This is a genomic window from Shewanella sp. KJ2020 (genome assembly GCF_024197625.1).
Classification (GTDB): domain Bacteria; phylum Pseudomonadota; class Gammaproteobacteria; order Enterobacterales; family Shewanellaceae; genus Shewanella.
The window spans coordinates 1-18,155 of the sequence record NZ_JAKUKD010000015.1; the positions used below are offsets into that span (position 1 = coordinate 1).

An 18,155-nucleotide genomic window follows, 5' to 3' on the forward strand; every position below is an offset into this window, starting at 1 on the left:
TTTTCAACACGCTCTACAACGCCTAATTTAAAGGCTAAGGTGTAATCTCGTTGTGTGCGCTTACGGCTTGAGTTAATTGATGTTGTCATAAAGAAGTCCTCTTTATGTCAACGTATTTCAGGACGGGACAATAAGCAAAAAAAAGCGCCTTAAAGGCGCTTAACACTCATCTTAGAAACGATAGCTCATACCCAAACTGACGCCCTGCACTTGCAACTCGTCCATCGGCACATATTGATATTCTAGATTAAGACCTAAACCGGATTTAAAGCGGTATTGCCATCCCGCAGCACCATAAAAGCCCATGTCATTTGAGTCTTTATCCTGCTGCCCGACTTCATAACTCACTTTGCTATAACCAGTACCGACTTTAGCATACAGACTGTTACCGCTAGACAGTGCATATTCACCGTACACAGCACCACGAACACCTTGATAACTTAGGTTTTTAATGTCGCCTATCGCCTCGCTAAACGCGCTAACAACCCCGCCCGTCCCCGCAAAATAGCCCGCTTCAATGCCAAAATGTTCATTGAGCATATAGCGATAATAAAGATCACTGGTAAAACTATCACCCGCGTCATAATCACCACTTTTCGCTTTAAGCTCTTGGCTACCGTAACCTAAACTCCCGCCCAAAATGTGTGAGGACTCGTTAGCATTGGCATTAAGGCTAAACATACCTACATTCATGCCTAGGGCTAAAACTCCCAATATTAAGTAGCATTTTTTCATCTTTCGGCTTTCCTATCTACAGCTCTAAAAGCGTTCATCATACTCCTCCATCCTGTATCGCAACTGAACCTAAGCGCCCTTAAAAAAGTGCTCCGTGGCATCAAAAGTGATTTCTGGTATGCTGTAGCCACTTTATATTTGCACGAGAGATCCCATGAAACGGCTATTACTGACCTTAACTTTTCCCCTGCTATTCGTGGGCTGCGCAAGCCAAAACCCAACCCATATGGCTTTCAGTCCCCAAGTGCCCGATGTCAGCCAACAAACACCTAGACCTATTTCGATTTCACTCGACACTATTGATACTCGTAATGTCGACTATGTGGCCCGCTTTATCGAAGAAGGCACTAAGACACGCTTAGTAGGCCCGAGCGAACCGCCTAAGTTGCAACTCGATGAAGTGTTTCGCAATGGGTTTACACAGGCAGGCTACCAAATCGATCCCAGTGCCGCCCATTCTGTCCAAATTCAATTAGCAGAGTTGCAGATGGATGTGACTAAAAAAACTTTTGGCTATGAAGCAAAGCACAGCATCTTAATTTCGGTGCAGGCTCGTAACGCAACCCAAGAACTGATCAAAAACTACAAGGCTAAGGGCACGCTAAAGGGGCCACTTACGCCCGATTTTGCCACCCTAGAACTGGATATGAATAAGCTTCTTGGTCAGCTCACCGGGGAAATTTTAAACGATCCTGAACTCAACCAATTTTTGCAGCAACAACAGTAATGCTCAGCAATTAATAAGGAAATCAAAATGCTTCGTTGGATATCTGCACTCTTACTCCTAGGCGCCAGTCACTGTAGCTGGGCTATCGACATTCAGCCCGACACTCTCTATCCCCAAGTCGAGTTTGATACCAGTTTAGGCAAAATAGTGGTCGAGCTAGATAGAACCCGTGCGCCCATTACCGTCGATAACTTTTTAACTTACGTTGTCAAAGGCGAATACGACAACACCATTTTCCACCGCGTGATCAGTGACTTTGTGGTGCAAGGGGGCGGACTTAACCCTAAGTTAGAAGAGCTACCTGCCGGCAAGCCAATTGTTAACGAGTCGGGCAATGGTTTAACCAACAGCATGGGCACTATTGCCATGGCTCGGGATAATGAACCCCATTCGGCGACTCGCCAGTTTTATTTTAACGTGGCAGACAACACTAAACTCGACCCCTCGAAACGCCGCTGGGGTTATGCGGTGTTTGGCGAAATCATCGAAGGAAAAACCGTATTAGAGGCAATGGCCGTGGTCGAAACAACGACCAACGCCAAACTCAATTGGCCCGATGTCCCTGTCACTCCCATTATTTTAAAAACAGCAAAATTACTCCCGAAAAAATAATCCCAAAAAATTCGAGCAAAAGCGCTAATTCAACACCTATACTCAGGGGGCAATAGAAAGGAGGCAACGATGACGGTGGTAGAATTCATCGATAATAAAGCGCCCCAACTTGCGCTGTATGGAAAAGCGTTTTTGAGCGACGAACTCGATTTCCATGAAGTCCAGCTCTATCTTTGGGATACCCTTGAGGAATGGCAACAGCTAATTCCGACAGGCGAAGCGCAAACGGAAACAGAAAAAGTGTTTTGGCATGTGCTCCACAGTTTTAACAAGTGGCCAGACTGGATGATCCGCGGCAATCATTATCTGCGTAAACACATTGATGACTGCTGTGATTTCCTCAGCTTAGGGGGCCGAATGCCAGCGGGTTGTATCGGTATTCGACCTTAGTGTTCAAATCACATCGCCCTAAAAAGACTCAGCTTGCTGAGTCTTTTTTTATGCAAAGTGGCACAACACAGGCGAGATCCGCCCCTACAAATATGGACGCAGACCATCAGTGCCCAAAGTTAGTCCTTGAACCCAATAGCACCTTGCCCGTAAGCTAGGCGGATTCGATTCTTCGGCTTATGCTTATGTCCGCACCAGGTTTTATTCAACGTACTCTCAATGCTTTAAGCGTTTACAACCATAAGCGCGTGTTGATCTTGCTATTGCTTGGTTTTTCCGCAGGCCTGCCTTTAATGCTCGTGTTTTCAACCTTGTCCTTTTGGTTACGGGAGGCGGGTGTCGACCGAACGTCTATCGGCTATTTCAGTTGGATAGCCTTAGCCTATGCCTTTAAGTGGGCTTGGTCTCCCTTAGTTGACAGGCTTTCTCTACCTTTGCTTACCCGCTTCTTGGGACGGCGGCGTAGTTGGATGTTGTTTGCCCAGCTGCTATTGGTTGTCGCTATTCTCGGTATGTCGTTCAGCGATCCCTTAAAAGATCTCGAACGCCTCGCCGTTTTCGCACTTATGGTTGCCTTTGCATCGGCCACCCAAGATATAGTGATCGATGCCTTTAGGATTGAATCCGCGCCGGAAAAGATGCAAGCCGCATTAGCCGCCGCCTATCAAGTGGGTTATCGCAGCGCCATGATAGTCGCCACCGCAGGAGCGCTCACCATAGCCGCTTGGGTTGAACCCGGTAACACGGCATACAACTTAGTGGCATGGCAAACATCCTACCTAGTGATGGCGGGCTTAATGTCGATTGGGATATTAACCACCCTCTTTAGCCGCGAGCCCAAGGTTGACACCCGCGCCGCCGATGCAACCGAACTCGCATTAAAACAACGTCTAAGCGCCAGTTACCCTAAACCTGTTGCCGCCAGTATTTCATGGATATATACCGCCAGTGTGCTGCCCTTTATCGATTTTTTTAAACGCTATGGCCGCAGTGCAATCCTTATTTTACTGCTGATTTCCTGCTACCGGATCTCGGATATTGTGATGGGGATTATGGCGAACGTCTTCTATGTCGATATGGGATTCACTAAGGAAGAGATTGCCTATCTCAGTAAAATCTACGGTTTGATCATGACCTTAGTCGGCGCCGCTTTTGGCGGTGTATTGCTAGCCCGCTTTGGTACTATGAAGATCCTCTTCCTCGGCGCTTTACTGGTAGCCGTCACCAATCTGTTATTCGCCTGGCAGGCGGTGATTGGCTATGACGTGCCCTTCTTAACCTTTGCGATTTCGGTCGACAACTTTAGCGCAGGGATAGCCACGGCGGCATTTATTGCCTACCTATCTAGCCTAACGAGTAATGGTTACAGCGCGACCCAATATGCGCTACTTTCATCTATCATGCTGTTATTCCCTAAGTTTATTGCAGGCTTCTCTGGCGCCTATGTCGATGCTTTTGGCTATGTGAACTTCTTTGTCGCCGCCAGTGTGATCGGGTTTCCCGTGTTGTTTTTGATTGCCTTAGTCAATAAATATGCACCGCACCCAAGCACATCGTTAATGGATGACGCTGAGGGCAACATCAATAAATCAGAGACTTAGCCCGTCATTCACGCCCCCTAACAAAAAGCCCCCAATGCTAAGCATTGGGGGCTTTATTTTTATGCCAGAGTTAAGCCTGCATCAAGCAGAGTTAATCACGGAAGTTATTGAATTGAAAAGGTTGCCCCAATTCTGACTGACGCATCAAGGCCATTACCGCTTGCAAATCATCACGGGCCTTACCCGTTACCCGTACAGTGTCACCTTGGATAGAGGACTGTACTTTAAGCTTGCTGTCTTTAATCATCTTAACGACTTTTTTAGCGATATCGGTTTCAATACCCTGCTTAAAACGCACCTTCAGGGAGAAGGTTTTACCACTATGGACAGACTTTTCATCCACGTCCATCGCAGAGGGTTCGACATTTCGCTTACTCAGCTGGGTACGCAAAATATCCACTAGCTGTTTGCATTGAAAGTCGTCTTCCGCCGTTAGCGTTACCACATGGTCTTTATATTCGATGCTGGCATCTTTACCGCGAAAATCAAATCGGCTACTGAGCTCACGGCGAGAATTATCGACCGCATTACGTAACTCAACTTCGTCCACTTCGGACACAATATCAAATGAAGGCATGGTTGCCGCCCCTTAGGTGATGATAAATGCCGATAGTTTACCGACTCCCCACTACAAGTTGAAGGTTAACTTCACCCTCAGCAAGATAAAACTCGGCTTATGGGTGACTTTGACTGCGCATTTTCCTATTATTGCCCCACTCGAAGATAATAAAACCGTATTTGTGATAACTAAAAACACCCTATTTAAACTGGCATTAGCCGTAGCCGTTGTTGTGATCAGTTATCTGGTGTTTTCCAGACCGAGCTATTCGCAAAGCATCCCTAATCTCGATAAGATTGGCCATCTTGGCAGCTTCTTTTGCCTGTCTTACCTCACCTATCTGGCCTTTCGCCCTCGCTGGTATTGGTTATCCTCAGTGCTTGCCGGTTATGCCATTCTGATTGAATTAGTGCAAGCCCGCTTACCCTATCGCAGTGCATCCATCGGTGATGTGCTCGCGGATTTTACGGGTATCGCATTGTTTTACTTTAGCCTTTGGGCCTATGGAAAATATTTCCGCGCCGCGCAGTTGCGGGAAGATTAATCCAAACGCCTCATACTGGCACTAATGCCAAAACCTAAAGGCCGCGAGAATATGATCATTACAGTGAAGATGGAGCAGTGAATATGAACCCGGCTGTGGATATTGCTATTTTAGGCGCGGGTGCCGTTGGGCAACTGATTTGTCGCCAACTGGTGGCTGCGGGCATAAATGTCGGCTTTATTGGCCGCAATGCCCTTGGCTCTAGTGAGCAGCTACTCAGCTTCAGCCCATTAGTGTCAGCCAATGACTATCAAAATGGCAATCAACATAGCGATCAGCAGCAGGCCCAAGCCATTCATTATTCGGTGCCTATCTTAGCGGCCGATGCACTCGACAACATTCGCCTGCTGATTGTGTGCGTTAAAGCCTACCAAGTGCTCGATGCGCTCTCACCCGTACTCAAGCATCTGCCCAGCCAATGCCATATTTTACTGCTACATAATGGTATGGGTCCCCACTTAGCCTTGGCACCGCTAATTGATGGACAAGCGGGTGGCAAAGGATTAAGCCTAGGAACAACTTCCCAAGGGGTGTTACGCCAAGCCCCTTGGCAGATTAAACAAACCGGACAAGGGCTCACTCAGTTTGGTCATTTTGCGGGGCCTCCCCTCGACGAGCATTACCGTCACGCCCTGTTACATGCCATTCCCGGCAGTGAATGGGTGGACGCTATCATTCCTTGCCTATGGCAAAAACTCGCTGTCAATGCCGCCATCAATCCCTTGACCGCCATCCATAACTGCAATAATGGCACACTTGCCCAACCCGAGTTTTGCGGCACTATTAGCAACATACTCGATGAGCTAGTGAATGTCGCAGCCCATGATGGCATCAGCCTAGATAAACACTATTTACTGGAAAGGGTTTATCGCGTTATCGAACTCACGGCGGCAAACTATTCTTCTATGCACCAAGATATTGCACATCAAAGGCGAACAGAGATAGATCAAATCAATGGCTATATCTGTGAACGAGCGCAAGCACACAATTTAAGTGCACCAGTCAATGCACAACTATGGGAATTAGTGAAACAGCTAGAGGCAAAACACCGCCAAGAATGAATTGCGGCCAATTTATTGTTTATAAATGACTATTAACTATATTTTTAAAAATAACGCCTCTCAATTTCCCAATCACTTAAGTGCTACTCATACCCATATTCATGCATAGGTACCACTGATGCACAGGGCTAAGTCAGCACCTGCAAATTGCACCAAATCAGGGCAAGTTTATTCCCATTTGCACTCATTTAAAGCAAAAGTTCACACTACTTAGGTACATAGAAAGTTAACGCAATGATAATAAAAACTTTATGCTTATGGCCCAATTCCTGCTTGAACCGCTCAACTTGAGCCCAATGTCTGCTGGAGAATAAAGTTGAAACTGGTCAGCGCTATTATTAAGCCCTTCAAATTAGACGACGTACGCGAAGCCCTTACTCAACTTGGCGTCCATGGTATGACAGTCACCGAAGTCCGCGGCTTCGGTCGCCAAAAGGGACACACTGAACTCTATCGCGGCGCCGAATATGCCGTCGACTTTTTACCTAAGATCAAGCTCGAAATCGCGATTCATGCCGAGCAGGAAGAGGCCGTGCTCGAAGCCATTGTGAAAGCCGCGTATACGGGGAAAGTGGGCGATGGCAAGATTTTTATAACGGCCCTCGAGCAAGTGATCCGCGTTCGCACCTCGGAAGAAGGTGCCGATGCAATATGAAATCATCGGGGTTGCACCAACCTTCACTTATACCAACATAGTGACTTGGCGGTTGTTTGTGATTACCTGTAAACTGCAGGGAGGGCTAAAGGTGAGCACAGAGCAAGAGGTTAACGGCCTAGATCTATCTGAGCACTTTATTACAGGCTATAGCCTATAATAAAATGCGGGGCACCAAGATGCCCCTAGCTATTGCAGATCAACGTGGCACTAGCTGAGCCGTTCTGCCGCTAACCACAGTTTTAAATCCTCTAATTTCATTGGCTTAGCAAAGAGATATCCCTGTAAAAAATGCACTTGGCGATAAGCCAAATAATCCGCCTGCTCTTGGGTTTCAACCCCTTCCGCCACCACAACATAATTCATCTTGTGGGAGAGTTCGATAATGGTATCGAGCACATGGGAAGTCACCGACTCATGCCCTATGGTATCGATAAAACATTTATCAATTTTTAAGCAATCTATCGACATGGTTTGCAGCAAGGATAACGTGGTTTGCCCTGTTCCAAAGTCATCGATTGCCACTTGAATACCCAATTGCCTTAGCCTTTCAATACGTTGACAAATATCTTCTGTCAGCAACTGCCGCTCGGTGATTTCAATCAGGGGCTTAACACCAATACGTGCGAGTGAATCACGTAGGTGTATAAACTTAGCTTCAATATCACTTTGGGTAAAATGTTCTGGGGCCACGTTGAAGCCAATTTTAAACCCGGCTTCCACTTCCATATTGGCAAAATCTGCTAGTGCCCGCTCAAATATATAATTCGTAAGAGGAACAATAAGCTGGCTTTCCTCGGCAATGTGAATAAACAAATCCGGTCGCACTAAACCCATTTGTGGATGTTGCCAACGCACTAACGCCTCGACCCCTTGTGCCTTACCATCCTCAGTGCCTATTATGGGTTGGTAAACTAAGAAGAACTCTTCATTTTCTATCCCACTGCGGATATCGTCCGCCAATGAATGGCGAGTCACTCTAGAATAGAGCACAAATAGGATAGACCCCGTAATCACGGTAATGCTAACTGGTACTGAAACTGCCAAAAATATCCAAAAGAAATGCCAGAAAAATGCAGGTGACATCTCTAATAATAGTGAAAAATTGTGATGTTCAGAATCGAGCGTCATCACTTCATTTTCTAGAAATCCGAGTGTTTCAGGAATCGTTTTACCATTAATAGATAAAGCAACACTCATCACCGCGCTGGGGAACACATTGGGTTGTACAAAGGAGTCTAGTAAATATTGCCCTTCAATAATCACTGCGGCGCCGTGCTTGGATATAGGGTCCCAGTTTGATATCATTATCGCTGGCACCTCAGGCATAAAATAAGTTCCATAAATAATAAACTGATTAGGTATTTCAAGATTTTCAGTGGTACTGATTATGCCCAAAGAAACGTCAATATTGCCTGTTTTAGATGAACAATAAACACCTTTAGAATCAAATAGTAAAGCCGAGCGAAAGTAAGGTTGAAATAGCATATAATTATATAAATGCTTGCACTCAGTATCACTCAACGCCAATGCGTAATGTCCGATCTTATCGGAATGTGAGAGCAAAGTGTCGATATTACTGACATAAATCGCTCCTATACCTTTGACTTTATCTTCAACAAAATACTGTGCAGAGAGATAGCTTGCTACAACAGCAACTCCAATAGGAAGCAGTATCACTGCCAGCCATTGCCATAATGGCAGATTTAATTTTGCTATTTTTTTGCGCATAGTTCCCTATAACCTTCCTTAACTCGCACTGCCCCTTATTCAAAAAGGTATCAAAACTAAGGCTCTCGTTATGTATATATTTGTATCTCAGTCCATATCAGCTTGGTGTGATCTGACTAAATTGAGTTTTATTCTAGTTTAAAAAGCAGGTCATAGTTTTAATATCTTCCCCCGTCACCAAAACAGTGACGATAGTATTACAGACTAATCTAAAAAAAGCCCCGAACGAGTCGAGGCTTGGGAATTAAGTACAAGCTTAGGATCACTTACTAGTATCAATAGGCTCGAAGGATTTAACCAGATCATCCATCGCTTTCATCTGCTTCAGATAATTTTCTAACTGATGTAAAGGCAAGGCACATGGGCCATCGCATTTTGCATTATCGGGATCGGGGTGGGCTTCAATAAACAGACCCGCTAGGCCAAGTGCCATACCACTGCGGGCTAATTCTGTCGCCTGTGCACGACGTCCGCCAGCGGAATCGGTACGCCCACCGGGGCGTTGCAGCGCATGGGTCGCGTCGAAAATCACTGGGTAGCCAGATTGCTTCATCTCATCCATACCTAGCATATCAACGACTAAGTTGTTGTAGCCAAAACATGAGCCACGTTCGCAGAGGATGATTTCGTCGTTACCCGCTTCGTTAAATTTAGTAATGATATGGCGCATCTCGTGGGGCGCTAAAAACTGTGGCTTTTTCACGTTAATGATGGCGCCAGTCTTCGCCATAGCCACAACCAGATCCGTTTGACGGGCAAGGAAGGCTGGCAACTGAATGATATCAACCACTTCGGCAACAGGGGCACACTGGTAGGTTTCATGCACATCGGTGATCAGTGGCAGGTTGAAGGTTTTCTTGATTTCTTCAAAAATCTTTAATCCTTCCTCCATGCCTGGACCACGGTAAGAGTTAATAGAAGAGCGATTCGCCTTATCGAAGGATGCCTTAAAGACATAGGAGATCCCCAATTTTTGGGTCACTTCGGCGTAGGTTTCAGCAATCGACATAGCGAGATCGCGAGACTCAAGCACGTTCATGCCGCCAAACAACACAAAAGGTTTATCGTTTGCAATTTCGATTGAACCTAAGCTTATGATTTTATTACTCATCGCAACTTCTCTCTAAAATGCTGGAACCTTGCCAGCGGTGAATAGGAGCTAAGGCGGCTATACCGCAACTAACTGTAAAATTTGACCACAAATCCACGCCATATAAGTGCCTAGCACATAACCAAATACGGCTAACAATACCCCCACAGGGGCTAATGCGGGATGAAATGCCGCCGCAACGACAGGTGCCGATGCCGCGCCACCGACGTTGGCTTGGCTGCCCACCGCCATATAAAACAAAGGAGCCTTAATCAGTTTAGCCACAAAGAACATAAAGCCCGCATGCACTATCATCCAAATAATGCCCACCAAAAAGTACAGCGGAGTATCGAGCACTTTACTGACATCCATATGCAAACCTATGGTTGCCACTAGGATATAGAGAAAGGCCGATGCAACCTTAGATGCCCCAGCCGCTTCTAAGTGGCGCACTGGGCTGAAGGACATGGCTAACCCTATGGTTGTCACTATGACCACTAACCAGAAGAACTTAGAGGTAAAACTGTAATCCTCAGTCCAAGGATAGTTGGCCTCGAAAAATGGCCCCAGAAAATCCGCGGCAATATGGGCGACACCCGTAATACCAAAACCCACAGCGACAATGAGCATCAAATCCCGTAGGTTAGGAATACGCGCATTTTCAGCATGATATTTTTCAACTTTGTTTTTTAAGGTCTCGATAGCTGAAGTATCGGCGCCAGTTTTTGCGTCTATCTCTTTGGCTTTCGATGCCATAAACAGCAATACCGCCATCCAAATATTGGCCACAATCACATCGACTGTCACCATTACTGAGAAAATATTGCCGCCCACTTCATAAATTTCTTTCATCGCAGCTTGGTTTGCGCCGCCGCCAATCCAACTTCCCGCGAGGGTTGTCATGCCGCGCCACACCGCATCTGGGCCATCGACGCCAATAAGAGAAGGTTCAATTATTGACACCAGCAACAGCGAAACGGGCCCACCGATAACTATTCCTACGGTTCCCGTTAAAAACATGATCACGGCCTTAGGGCCAAGACCTAAAATAGCTTTTAAATCAACGCTTAAAATCAGCAAAACTAGACAAGCAGGCAAGAGATAGCGGGACGCGACAAAGTACAACTGCGATGCATCACCATCTATCACCCCAAAGGTATTTAACAGTGACGGCAGGAAATAACACAATAATAATGCTGGAATAAAACGGTAAAATTTTTGCCAGAACGGATGATGACTACTACTGGTATAAAAAACAAAACCTAATATTGTGGCGAGTATCCCGAGCGCCACCGCGTCATTAGTAACTAATGCTGTGCCTGTCATGCTAATGTCTCCCTGTTTGGTACAGTTTATTGTATTTATGGTTATAACTGCATGTTGCAGCCCTGAGTCAAACTTCCCATCTGCCCAGTGTTATTTTTGTATTGAATTCAATAATAAATAAGAAAGAGCCCCGAAAGGCTCTGCTTTTAGTGATAGATCTCAGCGTGCTCGTTTAACTCTTTGAGCTGCATTTTTACAATTTCGATTACCGGATCGTGCGGGCTGTTATCGACAAAATGCTGTAAATCGGCGGCAGCCACATTAATACAACCAAGTTGCTGGGCAATAAAAGCGCGCTCACGATTAAGGTGCACATCATCGGGATGCCACTGCAATAACAAGCTACAACATTCCATCGCCGCCTCAAATTGATGGGAAACGATGCAACCCGCCTTAAGCTCATGCAACATGCGGGATATCAGCTTTTTGACCGATGCAGCCTTTAAATAACTCGGCTTTAACTCGGCTGCGTTACCTAACTCACCGCGGACTAACACATGTAATTGGTGTTTTGTCAGCTCATTACCCGTTAAAGGATCGAGATAGCGCACCTCCCCCGCAATCTTACTTCTTAGCACTGTATTACCCGGTAATAACAGCGGCTCAAGTTCTAGATCTAACTTTTTTGCCAATAACATCAATACCATAGAAAGCGTGGTGCTATTACCTTGCTTGCTGATAAGACAAGTGCCTAAGTCCGCCGCCTCAACACTGAAGTAATTGTCTCGAACGCAAAAACCGAGATCTTGATAAAACCAATGCAGCAGTGCATTTAGCCGCTGCTGCTGATCAACCAAATAATGACTTAATACGGCTCCCGCCAATTCAAACCAAGCCCACTTCGCCGCCTTAAGGTTTGAAAAGCCAAGGTGAGCACCTAAATCCAATGCCGACTCGGGCAATGAAATGCCATCTTGCAGAGTGTATTTACCCATTAACCCAATAATACCGCTTGTTTAAAATGCGCCAATTTAGCCGCGTAAACTAACCAACCTAAAGCACCGAGGAAGGCGAATACTTTGAAAAGTTTGTTTCTATTCGCTTTTATCGCGATCACACCTAGGGCAATATAAGCCACAACTGCACCAATTTTCTCGGTCAACCAAGGATCGACAAAGGGATATTGCTTGATCATAAAACACAAGGTTAAGCCCGAAAGCAGTAAGAAAGTGTCGATCACATGGGGAGCGACCTTGACCAATTTCTTATCCATCAGTGCAGACTGACGTAAATGCAGCACAAAACGAACGATAAAAAACAGCACACTTAGGGCAATTAAGGTTAAATGCAGATGCTTAACCGCAGGATATAGACTGTAAAAAGTTTCCATTTTGATACTTATGGTCAGTGACAAAGGCGCTAGTTTACCCTAATCGTTACGCCAGACCAATGCCTAAGACTGTAGATTAACGCACTCAATTCAATTCATAAATTGATGGGAAATAATAATGAATTTAACGCTAATTGACGATGAATCGACCGACTTTACCGAAGCGGTAAGACAAAAAATCGTTGCCTTTAATCAAGTACAATGGCAAGGGCTTAGCCGTAAAAACCTCGGGCTGAAATAGCAGGACTCAGAGGGCAAACTGTTAGCGGGCATTAGCGGAAAAACCTTCGGCAACTGGTTTTTGATTGATTATCTCTGGGTCGATGAATCCCTAAGGCAGCAAAAAATCGGTTCGCGGTTATTATTGGAAGCAGAACTCAAGGCCAAGGCACGTGGCTGCCAATTTGCCCTACTCGACACCTTAGATTTTCAAGCCAAACCCTTCTACGAACGCCACGGCTACCATGTGCAATGGATACAACAAGCCTACCCTGAAACCGGCAGTAAATTCTTTATGGTCAAAGTGTTATGATGCATTCCCCAATCCAGTGCTTCGACTCCGCCTCGTTACCGCCCACGCGAACCATTCCACACTAAGAATCATTCCACACTCAATGGATACCCAAACGTTGTCTAACTTAAGTACGAATACGGCCTAGGCTTTTGTTAAGCCATTTAATTTTCTAGAATTTTATCAAGATGGAAGCAAATAGTATCGAAATGTAATTGCGACAATTGCGACACCTGTTCCTCGCTCACATGGGCCAAAATAAGTCCGAGTCCATCTTCTATCCCCATCAAGAAATGGCATAAAGTCGTTAACACTTCATCTGACTGATGCGCGCCAAAGCGGCGAAATTGCCTTATGTGGAAATCAATCAGGAACTGGCGATGAAATTCATCTAGTGCAATGAATTCAGGCATAAGATCCCATAAGCCCTGCAATGAGTTGTAATTTTTTTCGTAATTGCCATCCGCCCGACAGGCATTATGGAGTTGAAAAAAATAACTGCGCCAATCTAAGGCCATGTATTTTTCCGATTCATATTCGACACACAGTTTGCGTAGCGACAATAGCCACTGATCGGCAATGTGATACAAAATCGATTCTTTATTGGGGAAAAACTCATAGAGGGATTTGACATTAATATTTGCAAGCTGAGCAATGGCATTAGTGTTAACCGCTTGATAACCCAGCTCTTGCACTAAGGTCTCAGTGCAGATTTTTATGTGTTCTATTAACGCTTGGGTGCGTTTTTGCTTAGGTTGCTTGCGTAATTGCAAATGCACTGGAACTGCTAATTCGATCAAGATAACCCCTCCAAGAAAAACCCACTCTATCATATTTTATTTGAAGATTTGATGTCATTTCCCTGTGTATAAAATCGAACGAAATAAAGCGATCGTGTTAAAAATGTAAAATATTGACAACAAATAGCTTGAAAAACATTCAAAACCTTGTAGGTTATTTCAGTAATTACTGAAAAAACACGGAGAAGCAAGGATGAAAAAAATAACCAGTGTCATGGCTGTTGCAATCTTAGGTTTATTGACGGCGTGTGACGATGACAAAGAAATCGCTGCTGATGATGTGTATCAGAATGGCTATATCTACACAGTTGATAGCCATCAATCCGTTGCCGAAGCGGTGGCAATCAAAGCGGGTGAAATTATTTACGTTGGTAATACCCAAGGGGCGAAAAAGTTTATCGGCGAAAATACAAAAGTACACGATTTAGAAAGAAAAATGATGTTACCCGGGCTACACGATTCACATATTCACCCCACTGGCATTGTCGATGTCGATGTATGTGATTTAGGCGTTGAATCTATGGATCTCGATAAGCTTGTCGCCGCATTGACCGCCTGCCAGGTTAAATATCAATACGATGACAAAGAGATCATTTTCGCTCTCCAGTGGAACTCCTATGTTGGCAATGAACCGACAGCAAACTATTCAAGTCTAATTAAGGCGTTAGATGCAATTTCAACGACTCAACCCGTTTACCTAGCGGGGCCAGACGGTCATTCAGCCGCGGCCAATTCCTATGCCTTTGCCCAAGTGAAAGATGCCCAAGGAAAAGTCGTCGGCCTCAATAAAACCACACTCGCGAATGAGTTTAGCCAATTTAAACCCTTTGTAGGGGTTGATGCCGAAGGAAATCCTAATGGGAACCTGACCGAGTCAGCGGTTCACTTAGTCGGCGTGCCTAATTTTCTCTATCCACTGCAGCAAAATCCGCAAGAGTTGCCCAAAATAGCCCAAAAACTCAATAAATACGGCATCACTTCGGTGCAAGATGCTTGGGTTGGCGATGATGAATTAACGTTATATAAAACATTGGCCAATAGCGGCCAAATGAGCTTCAGATTAACAGCGGCTCAGGCTTACAGCGCCGAGGGGTATGTACAAGGGGGGCAAGTCAATTATTCCGCATTAATCGCCAAGGCGGAAGCCACTCGAGACAGCTTACGGGATTATCCCTATATGAAAGCGGATGCAGTCAAAATTATGATTGATGGGGTACAGGAAGGTAGTCTTATTGAAGTGCCTCCCACACTACCGACATCAGTAATGGTCGATCACTTTAAACAGCCTATTGTGGATCTGTCGGCGCTGGATGAAGGGCTCATCACCCTCAACGGATACGTGGATTTACAAGGCCAGCTTTGCCAAATGGTGCGGGAACAGTCAAACAATTATGATGAGCAAGATGAGATCAATGCCTTTATGGCCACCCATAATTACCATCCTTCCCAGTGCCTTATGAAGCAAGGCGATCTACTCGCCGCCAATGGCGATACCCTAACCTTAGATCAAGAGGGCGTATCGGCGGTTGAATTTTTGAATAACTTTGTGACTAAGTTAGATAGCGCAGGCTTTGTTGTGCATATGCATGCCGTTGGCGATGGAGCGGTTAGATCGGCAATTGATGCCATTGAAATTGCAAAAAAGACCAATAAAAATAGTTCACTACCCCATACCATCGCCCATATGCAAGTGGTTCATCCAGATGATCAACAGCGCCTAGGTGAACTTGGGATCTACTTAGCCTTTACTTATGGTTGGGCGATTCCCGATTATTTCTATGATCTCAGTGTGATCCCCTTCGTGGAGGAACTGCCCAATCTTGAACCTGAAACCCTATACAAGGAGGATAATTACTATATTCAGGCAACCTATCCGACAAAAACGGCCAAAAATGCCGGGGCGGTATTGATCGCAGGCAGTGATGCCCCCGTTGATACCAGAGAACCCGTGCCTTTTTCACACATAGCCACAGGCATGACCCGTAATAATCTGGTTGGGGAGGATGTTTTTGCCTTAAATGCCAATCAGACCTTAAGCGTCCATGAGTTGATTGCAGCCTATACCATCAATGGTGCCAAGGCTATGCGTCAGGATGATATTGTCGGTTCAATAGAAGTGGGCAAGCGAGCCGATTTAATTATTCTCGACCGCAACATTGTCGAATTGGCTGAAAGCGACGATCCGACTAAGGTTTACGATGTGTCAGAGACCCAAGTATTAACCACAATTTTTGATGGCAAGCCAGTGTACCAAGCCCCCATAGCTCAGTAGCGGAGCGGTATAGCTGACAGCGACAGTTCATAAAACACAGCTGCAACTTACCCGTTGCAGCTGGAAATAGACAGATAAATATAGTGGATAAATATAGGCTCAATAAACATAAGAGCCTATGTTCGCTAGATAAACGAATCTCGATTCGTCGCACTTAGGAGTCGAATTCGGGGTACAGCTTTTAAGTATTGAAAATTCAGACTAGGTTAATCACAGATCATGGTGCGGCCATAGTCACTCAAAGCAAGGGCGAATTACTCCGCCCATTTACCCATAGTGCATCTATCGTTGCTACCAAAATCCCGCACTGTAGCGACATTCTCATAGCCTAACTCGATAAGCTTTGCCCTAAGTTTGACCGCCTGTTCAAAACCGTGTTCGAGTAGGATATAACCGTTAGGTTTTAAATAATCCCGGGCGGTTTTGGCGATATAGTAGAGATCGGCAAAGCCTTCCTCGGCGGCGGTTAATGCACTCTGTGGTTCGAAGCGCACATCGCCTTGGTGCAAATGCTCATCCGCTTCATCGATATAGGGCGGGTTTGAGACGATTAAGTCAAAATCCCGCGACTTTACCGCACTAAACCAATCGCTCTGGAGGATTTCAACCTGAGGCAGCTTTAAGTTTTCGCGGTTGGCGATCGCCAGCGCCACGGCATCATCAACTTTATCGACCGCGGTGATTTCCCATGACTCACGTTCAGACGCCAGCGCCAATGCAATAGCGCCGGTGCCTGTGCCTAAATCGAGCACTTTAGCATAGGTAGACAGCGGTAAATTTAGTGCGGTTTCAACCAAGATTTCAGTGTCTGGCCGTGGGATCAAGGTCGTGTCATTCACGATAAAGGGCAGTGACCAAAACTCTCGCTCCCCGACAATATGTGCAACTGGTACGCCTTTCTGGCGTTTTTGCACCATTTGAACGAAGCGTTTCCACTGCTCAACCGTCAAGGCTTTTTCCGGCCAAGTATATAAATAAGCGCGACTTTTATTGAGGCTATACAAGAGTAAAACCTCTGCATCCAAATGGGCGGATTCAGAGGTTGGCGCTAACTGCACATAAGCCCATTGTAGGGCTTCGGCGATGCTAGATTGTTGTGACAAAATTACCCCTGCTCGTCAGCCAGTGCGGCCAACAGATCGGCCTGATGCTCTTGCATCAAGGGAGCAAGAATCGCGTCTAAATCCCCTTCCATCACTTCATTTAAGCGATACAAAGTTAAGTTGATACGATGTTCACTCACCCGGCCTTGGGGGAAGTTGTAGGTACGCACGCGCTCGGAGCGATCGCCGCTGGCGACAAGGCTACGGCGGGTCGATTCTTCGGCGCTACGGCGTTTTTCGTCTTCAACCGCTTGAATTCGGGCGGCCAGAACGCTCATGGCCTGGGCGCGGTTTTTATGTTGCGAACGTTGATCTTGGCATTCCACCACAATCCCAGTCGGAATATGGGTAATACGAATCGCCGAGTCGGTTTTGTTAACGTGCTGACCACCGGCGCCCGATGAACGGAAGGTATCGACCTTCAGATCCGCAGGGTTAATGGAAATCGCTTCTGCTTCAGGCACTTCATGCATGACAACCACAGTCACCGCCGAGGTATGCACGCGGCCTTGGGATTCGGTTTCTGGCACACGTTGCACGCGGTGGCCGCCGGATTCAAATTTGAGCTTACCGTAAGCACCTTCACCACTGACTTTAACGATGATTTCTTTAAAGCCACCGTGTTCGCCTTCGTTGCTGCTCATGATTTCTAATTGCCAACGATTGGCTTCGGCATAACGGCTATACATACGGAACAAATCGCCCGCAAAAATCGCCGCTTCATCGCCACCCGCACCGGCGCGGATTTCGATAAAGGCGTTAGTGTCATCGTTGGGATCCTTTGGCAGCAACAGGATCTGCAACTCAGCTTCGAGTCGCTCAAGCTGTGCTTTTGCGGCTTTCATTTCTTCTTGGGCCATCTCGCGCATTTCGGCGTCATCTTCTTCCAACATTTCCTTTGCGGAGTCGAGATCGACCTGTGCTTGCTGATAGGCTTTAAAACCTGCAACCACTTCTTCTAGTTGAGAATATTCTTTGGATAATGCGCGAAACCTGTCTTGATCTGCGATAACCGACGCATCACCAAGCAAAGCCAATACTTCTTCATTGCGCTCGAGCAAGCCTTCCAGCTTGCGGATAACGGATTCCTTCATTTAACTCGCTAACC

Annotated in this window: 19 protein-coding genes and 2 pseudogenes; 10 read left to right on the forward strand and 11 right to left on the reverse strand. The window is 46.0% G+C overall.

Going from position 1 to position 18,155, the window contains the following annotated elements:
• Window positions 1-89: valyl-tRNA synthetase (locus MJO46_RS08995; protein WP_253989283.1), on the reverse strand; the 89-nt coding region annotated here is incomplete at its 3' end.
• A gap of 82 nt (window positions 90-171) precedes the next feature.
• Window positions 172-735 (reverse strand): porin family protein, encoded by a 564-nt coding sequence (locus tag MJO46_RS09000; protein ID WP_253989019.1) that lies wholly within the window; start codon window positions 733-735, stop codon window positions 172-174.
• A gap of 154 nt (window positions 736-889) precedes the next feature.
• Here MJO46_RS09000 and MJO46_RS09005 point away from each other — a divergent pair, with 154 nt between their 5' ends.
• The 4 genes from MJO46_RS09005 (at window position 890) to MJO46_RS09020 (ending at window position 4,065) form a co-directional block, all read left to right on the forward strand.
• Window positions 890-1,462, forward strand: coding sequence for a YajG family lipoprotein (locus MJO46_RS09005; RefSeq protein WP_253989020.1), 573 nt, complete (start codon window positions 890-892; stop codon window positions 1,460-1,462).
• Between the two features lie 27 nt (window positions 1,463-1,489).
• On the forward strand, window positions 1,490-2,074 hold the full coding sequence (locus MJO46_RS09010; protein WP_253989021.1) for a peptidylprolyl isomerase: 585 nt from the start codon (window positions 1,490-1,492) through the stop codon (window positions 2,072-2,074).
• Window positions 2,075-2,143: 69 nt separating this feature from the next.
• Window positions 2,144-2,464: a hypothetical protein gene (locus MJO46_RS09015; RefSeq protein WP_253989022.1), complete on the forward strand. Its 321-nt coding sequence runs from the start codon at window positions 2,144-2,146 to the stop codon at window positions 2,462-2,464.
• 185 nt (window positions 2,465-2,649) lie between these two features.
• Complete coding sequence (locus MJO46_RS09020) at window positions 2,650-4,065, forward strand: MFS transporter (protein ID WP_253989023.1); 1,416 nt, start codon at window positions 2,650-2,652, stop codon at window positions 4,063-4,065.
• A gap of 91 nt (window positions 4,066-4,156) precedes the next feature.
• On the opposite strand, the gene MJO46_RS09025 is transcribed toward MJO46_RS09020, so the two are convergent.
• Entirely contained in the window at window positions 4,157-4,642 is a 486-nt protein-coding gene (locus tag MJO46_RS09025) for a YajQ family cyclic di-GMP-binding protein (protein ID WP_007645453.1), read from the reverse strand.
• Window positions 4,643-4,805: 163 nt separating this feature from the next.
• Between MJO46_RS09025 and MJO46_RS09030 the strand changes: the two genes are divergently transcribed.
• From MJO46_RS09030 to MJO46_RS09045, 4 genes and pseudogenes are all read left to right on the forward strand, one after another.
• A complete protein-coding gene (locus MJO46_RS09030; protein ID WP_253989284.1) occupies window positions 4,806-5,168 on the forward strand; it encodes a VanZ family protein in 363 nt (120 codons plus the stop codon).
• An 83-nt stretch (window positions 5,169-5,251) separates the two neighbouring features.
• Window positions 5,252-6,229: a ketopantoate reductase family protein gene (locus MJO46_RS09035; RefSeq protein ID WP_253989024.1), complete on the forward strand. Its 978-nt coding sequence runs from the start codon at window positions 5,252-5,254 to the stop codon at window positions 6,227-6,229.
• A gap of 316 nt (window positions 6,230-6,545) precedes the next feature.
• Window positions 6,546-6,884 (forward strand): P-II family nitrogen regulator, encoded by a 339-nt coding sequence (locus MJO46_RS09040; protein ID WP_253989025.1) that lies wholly within the window; start codon window positions 6,546-6,548, stop codon window positions 6,882-6,884.
• Window positions 6,883-7,044 (forward strand): annotated as a pseudogene (locus tag MJO46_RS09045) (ammonia channel protein); the annotation flags it as partial. The gene MJO46_RS09040 and the pseudogene MJO46_RS09045, both read left to right, overlap by 2 nt.
• 50 nt (window positions 7,045-7,094) lie before the next feature.
• Here the strand turns inward: MJO46_RS09045 and MJO46_RS09050 are convergent.
• From MJO46_RS09050 to MJO46_RS09070, 5 genes are all read right to left on the reverse strand, one after another.
• On the reverse strand, window positions 7,095-8,615 hold the full coding sequence (locus tag MJO46_RS09050) for an EAL domain-containing protein (protein ID WP_253989027.1): 1,521 nt from the start codon (window positions 8,613-8,615) through the stop codon (window positions 7,095-7,097).
• A 262-nt stretch (window positions 8,616-8,877) separates the two neighbouring features.
• The gene (gene kdsA, locus MJO46_RS09055; RefSeq protein ID WP_253989028.1) at window positions 8,878-9,726 is read right to left on the reverse strand and encodes a 3-deoxy-8-phosphooctulonate synthase; all 849 of its coding nucleotides are present in this window, start codon (window positions 9,724-9,726) and stop codon (window positions 8,878-8,880) included.
• 57 nt (window positions 9,727-9,783) lie between these two features.
• Window positions 9,784-11,031, reverse strand: coding sequence for a DUF819 domain-containing protein (locus tag MJO46_RS09060; protein WP_253989029.1), 1,248 nt, complete (start codon window positions 11,029-11,031; stop codon window positions 9,784-9,786).
• A gap of 146 nt (window positions 11,032-11,177) precedes the next feature.
• Window positions 11,178-11,966 carry a tetratricopeptide repeat protein gene (locus MJO46_RS09065; RefSeq protein ID WP_253989030.1) on the reverse strand — a complete coding sequence of 263 codons (789 nt, stop codon included), beginning with the start codon at window positions 11,964-11,966 and terminating at the stop codon, window positions 11,178-11,180.
• Entirely contained in the window at window positions 11,966-12,361 is a 396-nt protein-coding gene (locus MJO46_RS09070) for a SirB2 family protein (RefSeq protein WP_253989031.1), read from the reverse strand. Before MJO46_RS09070 ends, MJO46_RS09065 begins: the two co-directional genes overlap by 1 nt.
• A 118-nt stretch (window positions 12,362-12,479) precedes the next feature.
• On the opposite strand from MJO46_RS09070, the pseudogene MJO46_RS09075 reads away from it, so the two are divergent.
• Window positions 12,480-12,893: pseudogene (locus tag MJO46_RS09075) on the forward strand (GNAT family N-acetyltransferase).
• Window positions 12,894-13,036: 143 nt separating this feature from the next.
• Here MJO46_RS09075 and MJO46_RS09080 read toward each other — a convergent pair.
• Window positions 13,037-13,672, reverse strand: a complete 636-nt coding sequence (locus tag MJO46_RS09080; protein WP_253989032.1) for a TetR/AcrR family transcriptional regulator — start codon at window positions 13,670-13,672, stop codon at window positions 13,037-13,039.
• A 193-nt stretch (window positions 13,673-13,865) separates the two neighbouring features.
• On the opposite strand from MJO46_RS09080, the gene MJO46_RS09085 reads away from it, so the two are divergent.
• Window positions 13,866-15,944 (forward strand): amidohydrolase, encoded by a 2,079-nt coding sequence (locus tag MJO46_RS09085; RefSeq protein ID WP_253989033.1) that lies wholly within the window; start codon window positions 13,866-13,868, stop codon window positions 15,942-15,944.
• 254 nt (window positions 15,945-16,198) lie between these two features.
• Here MJO46_RS09085 and prmC read toward each other — a convergent pair whose 3' ends face one another.
• Window positions 16,199-17,047 carry a peptide chain release factor N(5)-glutamine methyltransferase gene (gene prmC, locus MJO46_RS09090; protein WP_198780977.1) on the reverse strand — a complete coding sequence of 283 codons (849 nt, stop codon included), beginning with the start codon at window positions 17,045-17,047 and terminating at the stop codon, window positions 16,199-16,201.
• Between the two features lie 2 nt (window positions 17,048-17,049).
• Window positions 17,050-18,141: a peptide chain release factor 1 gene (prfA, locus tag MJO46_RS09095; protein WP_253989034.1), complete on the reverse strand. Its 1,092-nt coding sequence runs from the start codon at window positions 18,139-18,141 to the stop codon at window positions 17,050-17,052.
• Window positions 18,142-18,155: the final 14 nt, after the last annotated feature.

Excerpts from the sequence above, each read along its gene's own strand:
- MJO46_RS09000 (WP_253989019.1), bottom strand. The coding sequence starts at position 735 with ATGAAAAAATGCTACTTAATATTGGGAGTTTTAGCCCTAGGCATGAAT.
- MJO46_RS09005 (WP_253989020.1), top strand. The coding sequence starts at position 890 with ATGAAACGGCTATTACTGACCTTAACTTTTCCCCTGCTATTCGTGGGC.
- MJO46_RS09010 (WP_253989021.1), top strand. The coding sequence starts at position 1,490 with ATGCTTCGTTGGATATCTGCACTCTTACTCCTAGGCGCCAGTCACTGT.
- MJO46_RS09015 (WP_253989022.1), top strand. The coding sequence starts at position 2,144 with ATGACGGTGGTAGAATTCATCGATAATAAAGCGCCCCAACTTGCGCTG.
- MJO46_RS09020 (WP_253989023.1), top strand. The coding sequence starts at position 2,650 with ATGTCCGCACCAGGTTTTATTCAACGTACTCTCAATGCTTTAAGCGTT.
- MJO46_RS09025 (WP_007645453.1), bottom strand. The coding sequence starts at position 4,642 with ATGCCTTCATTTGATATTGTGTCCGAAGTGGACGAAGTTGAGTTACGT.
- MJO46_RS09035 (WP_253989024.1), top strand. The coding sequence starts at position 5,252 with ATGAACCCGGCTGTGGATATTGCTATTTTAGGCGCGGGTGCCGTTGGG.
- MJO46_RS09050 (WP_253989027.1), bottom strand. The coding sequence starts at position 8,615 with ATGCGCAAAAAAATAGCAAAATTAAATCTGCCATTATGGCAATGGCTG.
- kdsA (WP_253989028.1), bottom strand. The coding sequence starts at position 9,726 with ATGAGTAATAAAATCATAAGCTTAGGTTCAATCGAAATTGCAAACGAT.
- MJO46_RS09060 (WP_253989029.1), bottom strand. The coding sequence starts at position 11,031 with ATGACAGGCACAGCATTAGTTACTAATGACGCGGTGGCGCTCGGGATA.
- MJO46_RS09065 (WP_253989030.1), bottom strand. The coding sequence starts at position 11,966 with ATGGGTAAATACACTCTGCAAGATGGCATTTCATTGCCCGAGTCGGCA.
- MJO46_RS09070 (WP_253989031.1), bottom strand. The coding sequence starts at position 12,361 with ATGGAAACTTTTTACAGTCTATATCCTGCGGTTAAGCATCTGCATTTA.
- MJO46_RS09085 (WP_253989033.1), top strand. The coding sequence starts at position 13,866 with ATGAAAAAAATAACCAGTGTCATGGCTGTTGCAATCTTAGGTTTATTG.
- prfA (WP_253989034.1), bottom strand. The coding sequence starts at position 18,141 with ATGAAGGAATCCGTTATCCGCAAGCTGGAAGGCTTGCTCGAGCGCAAT.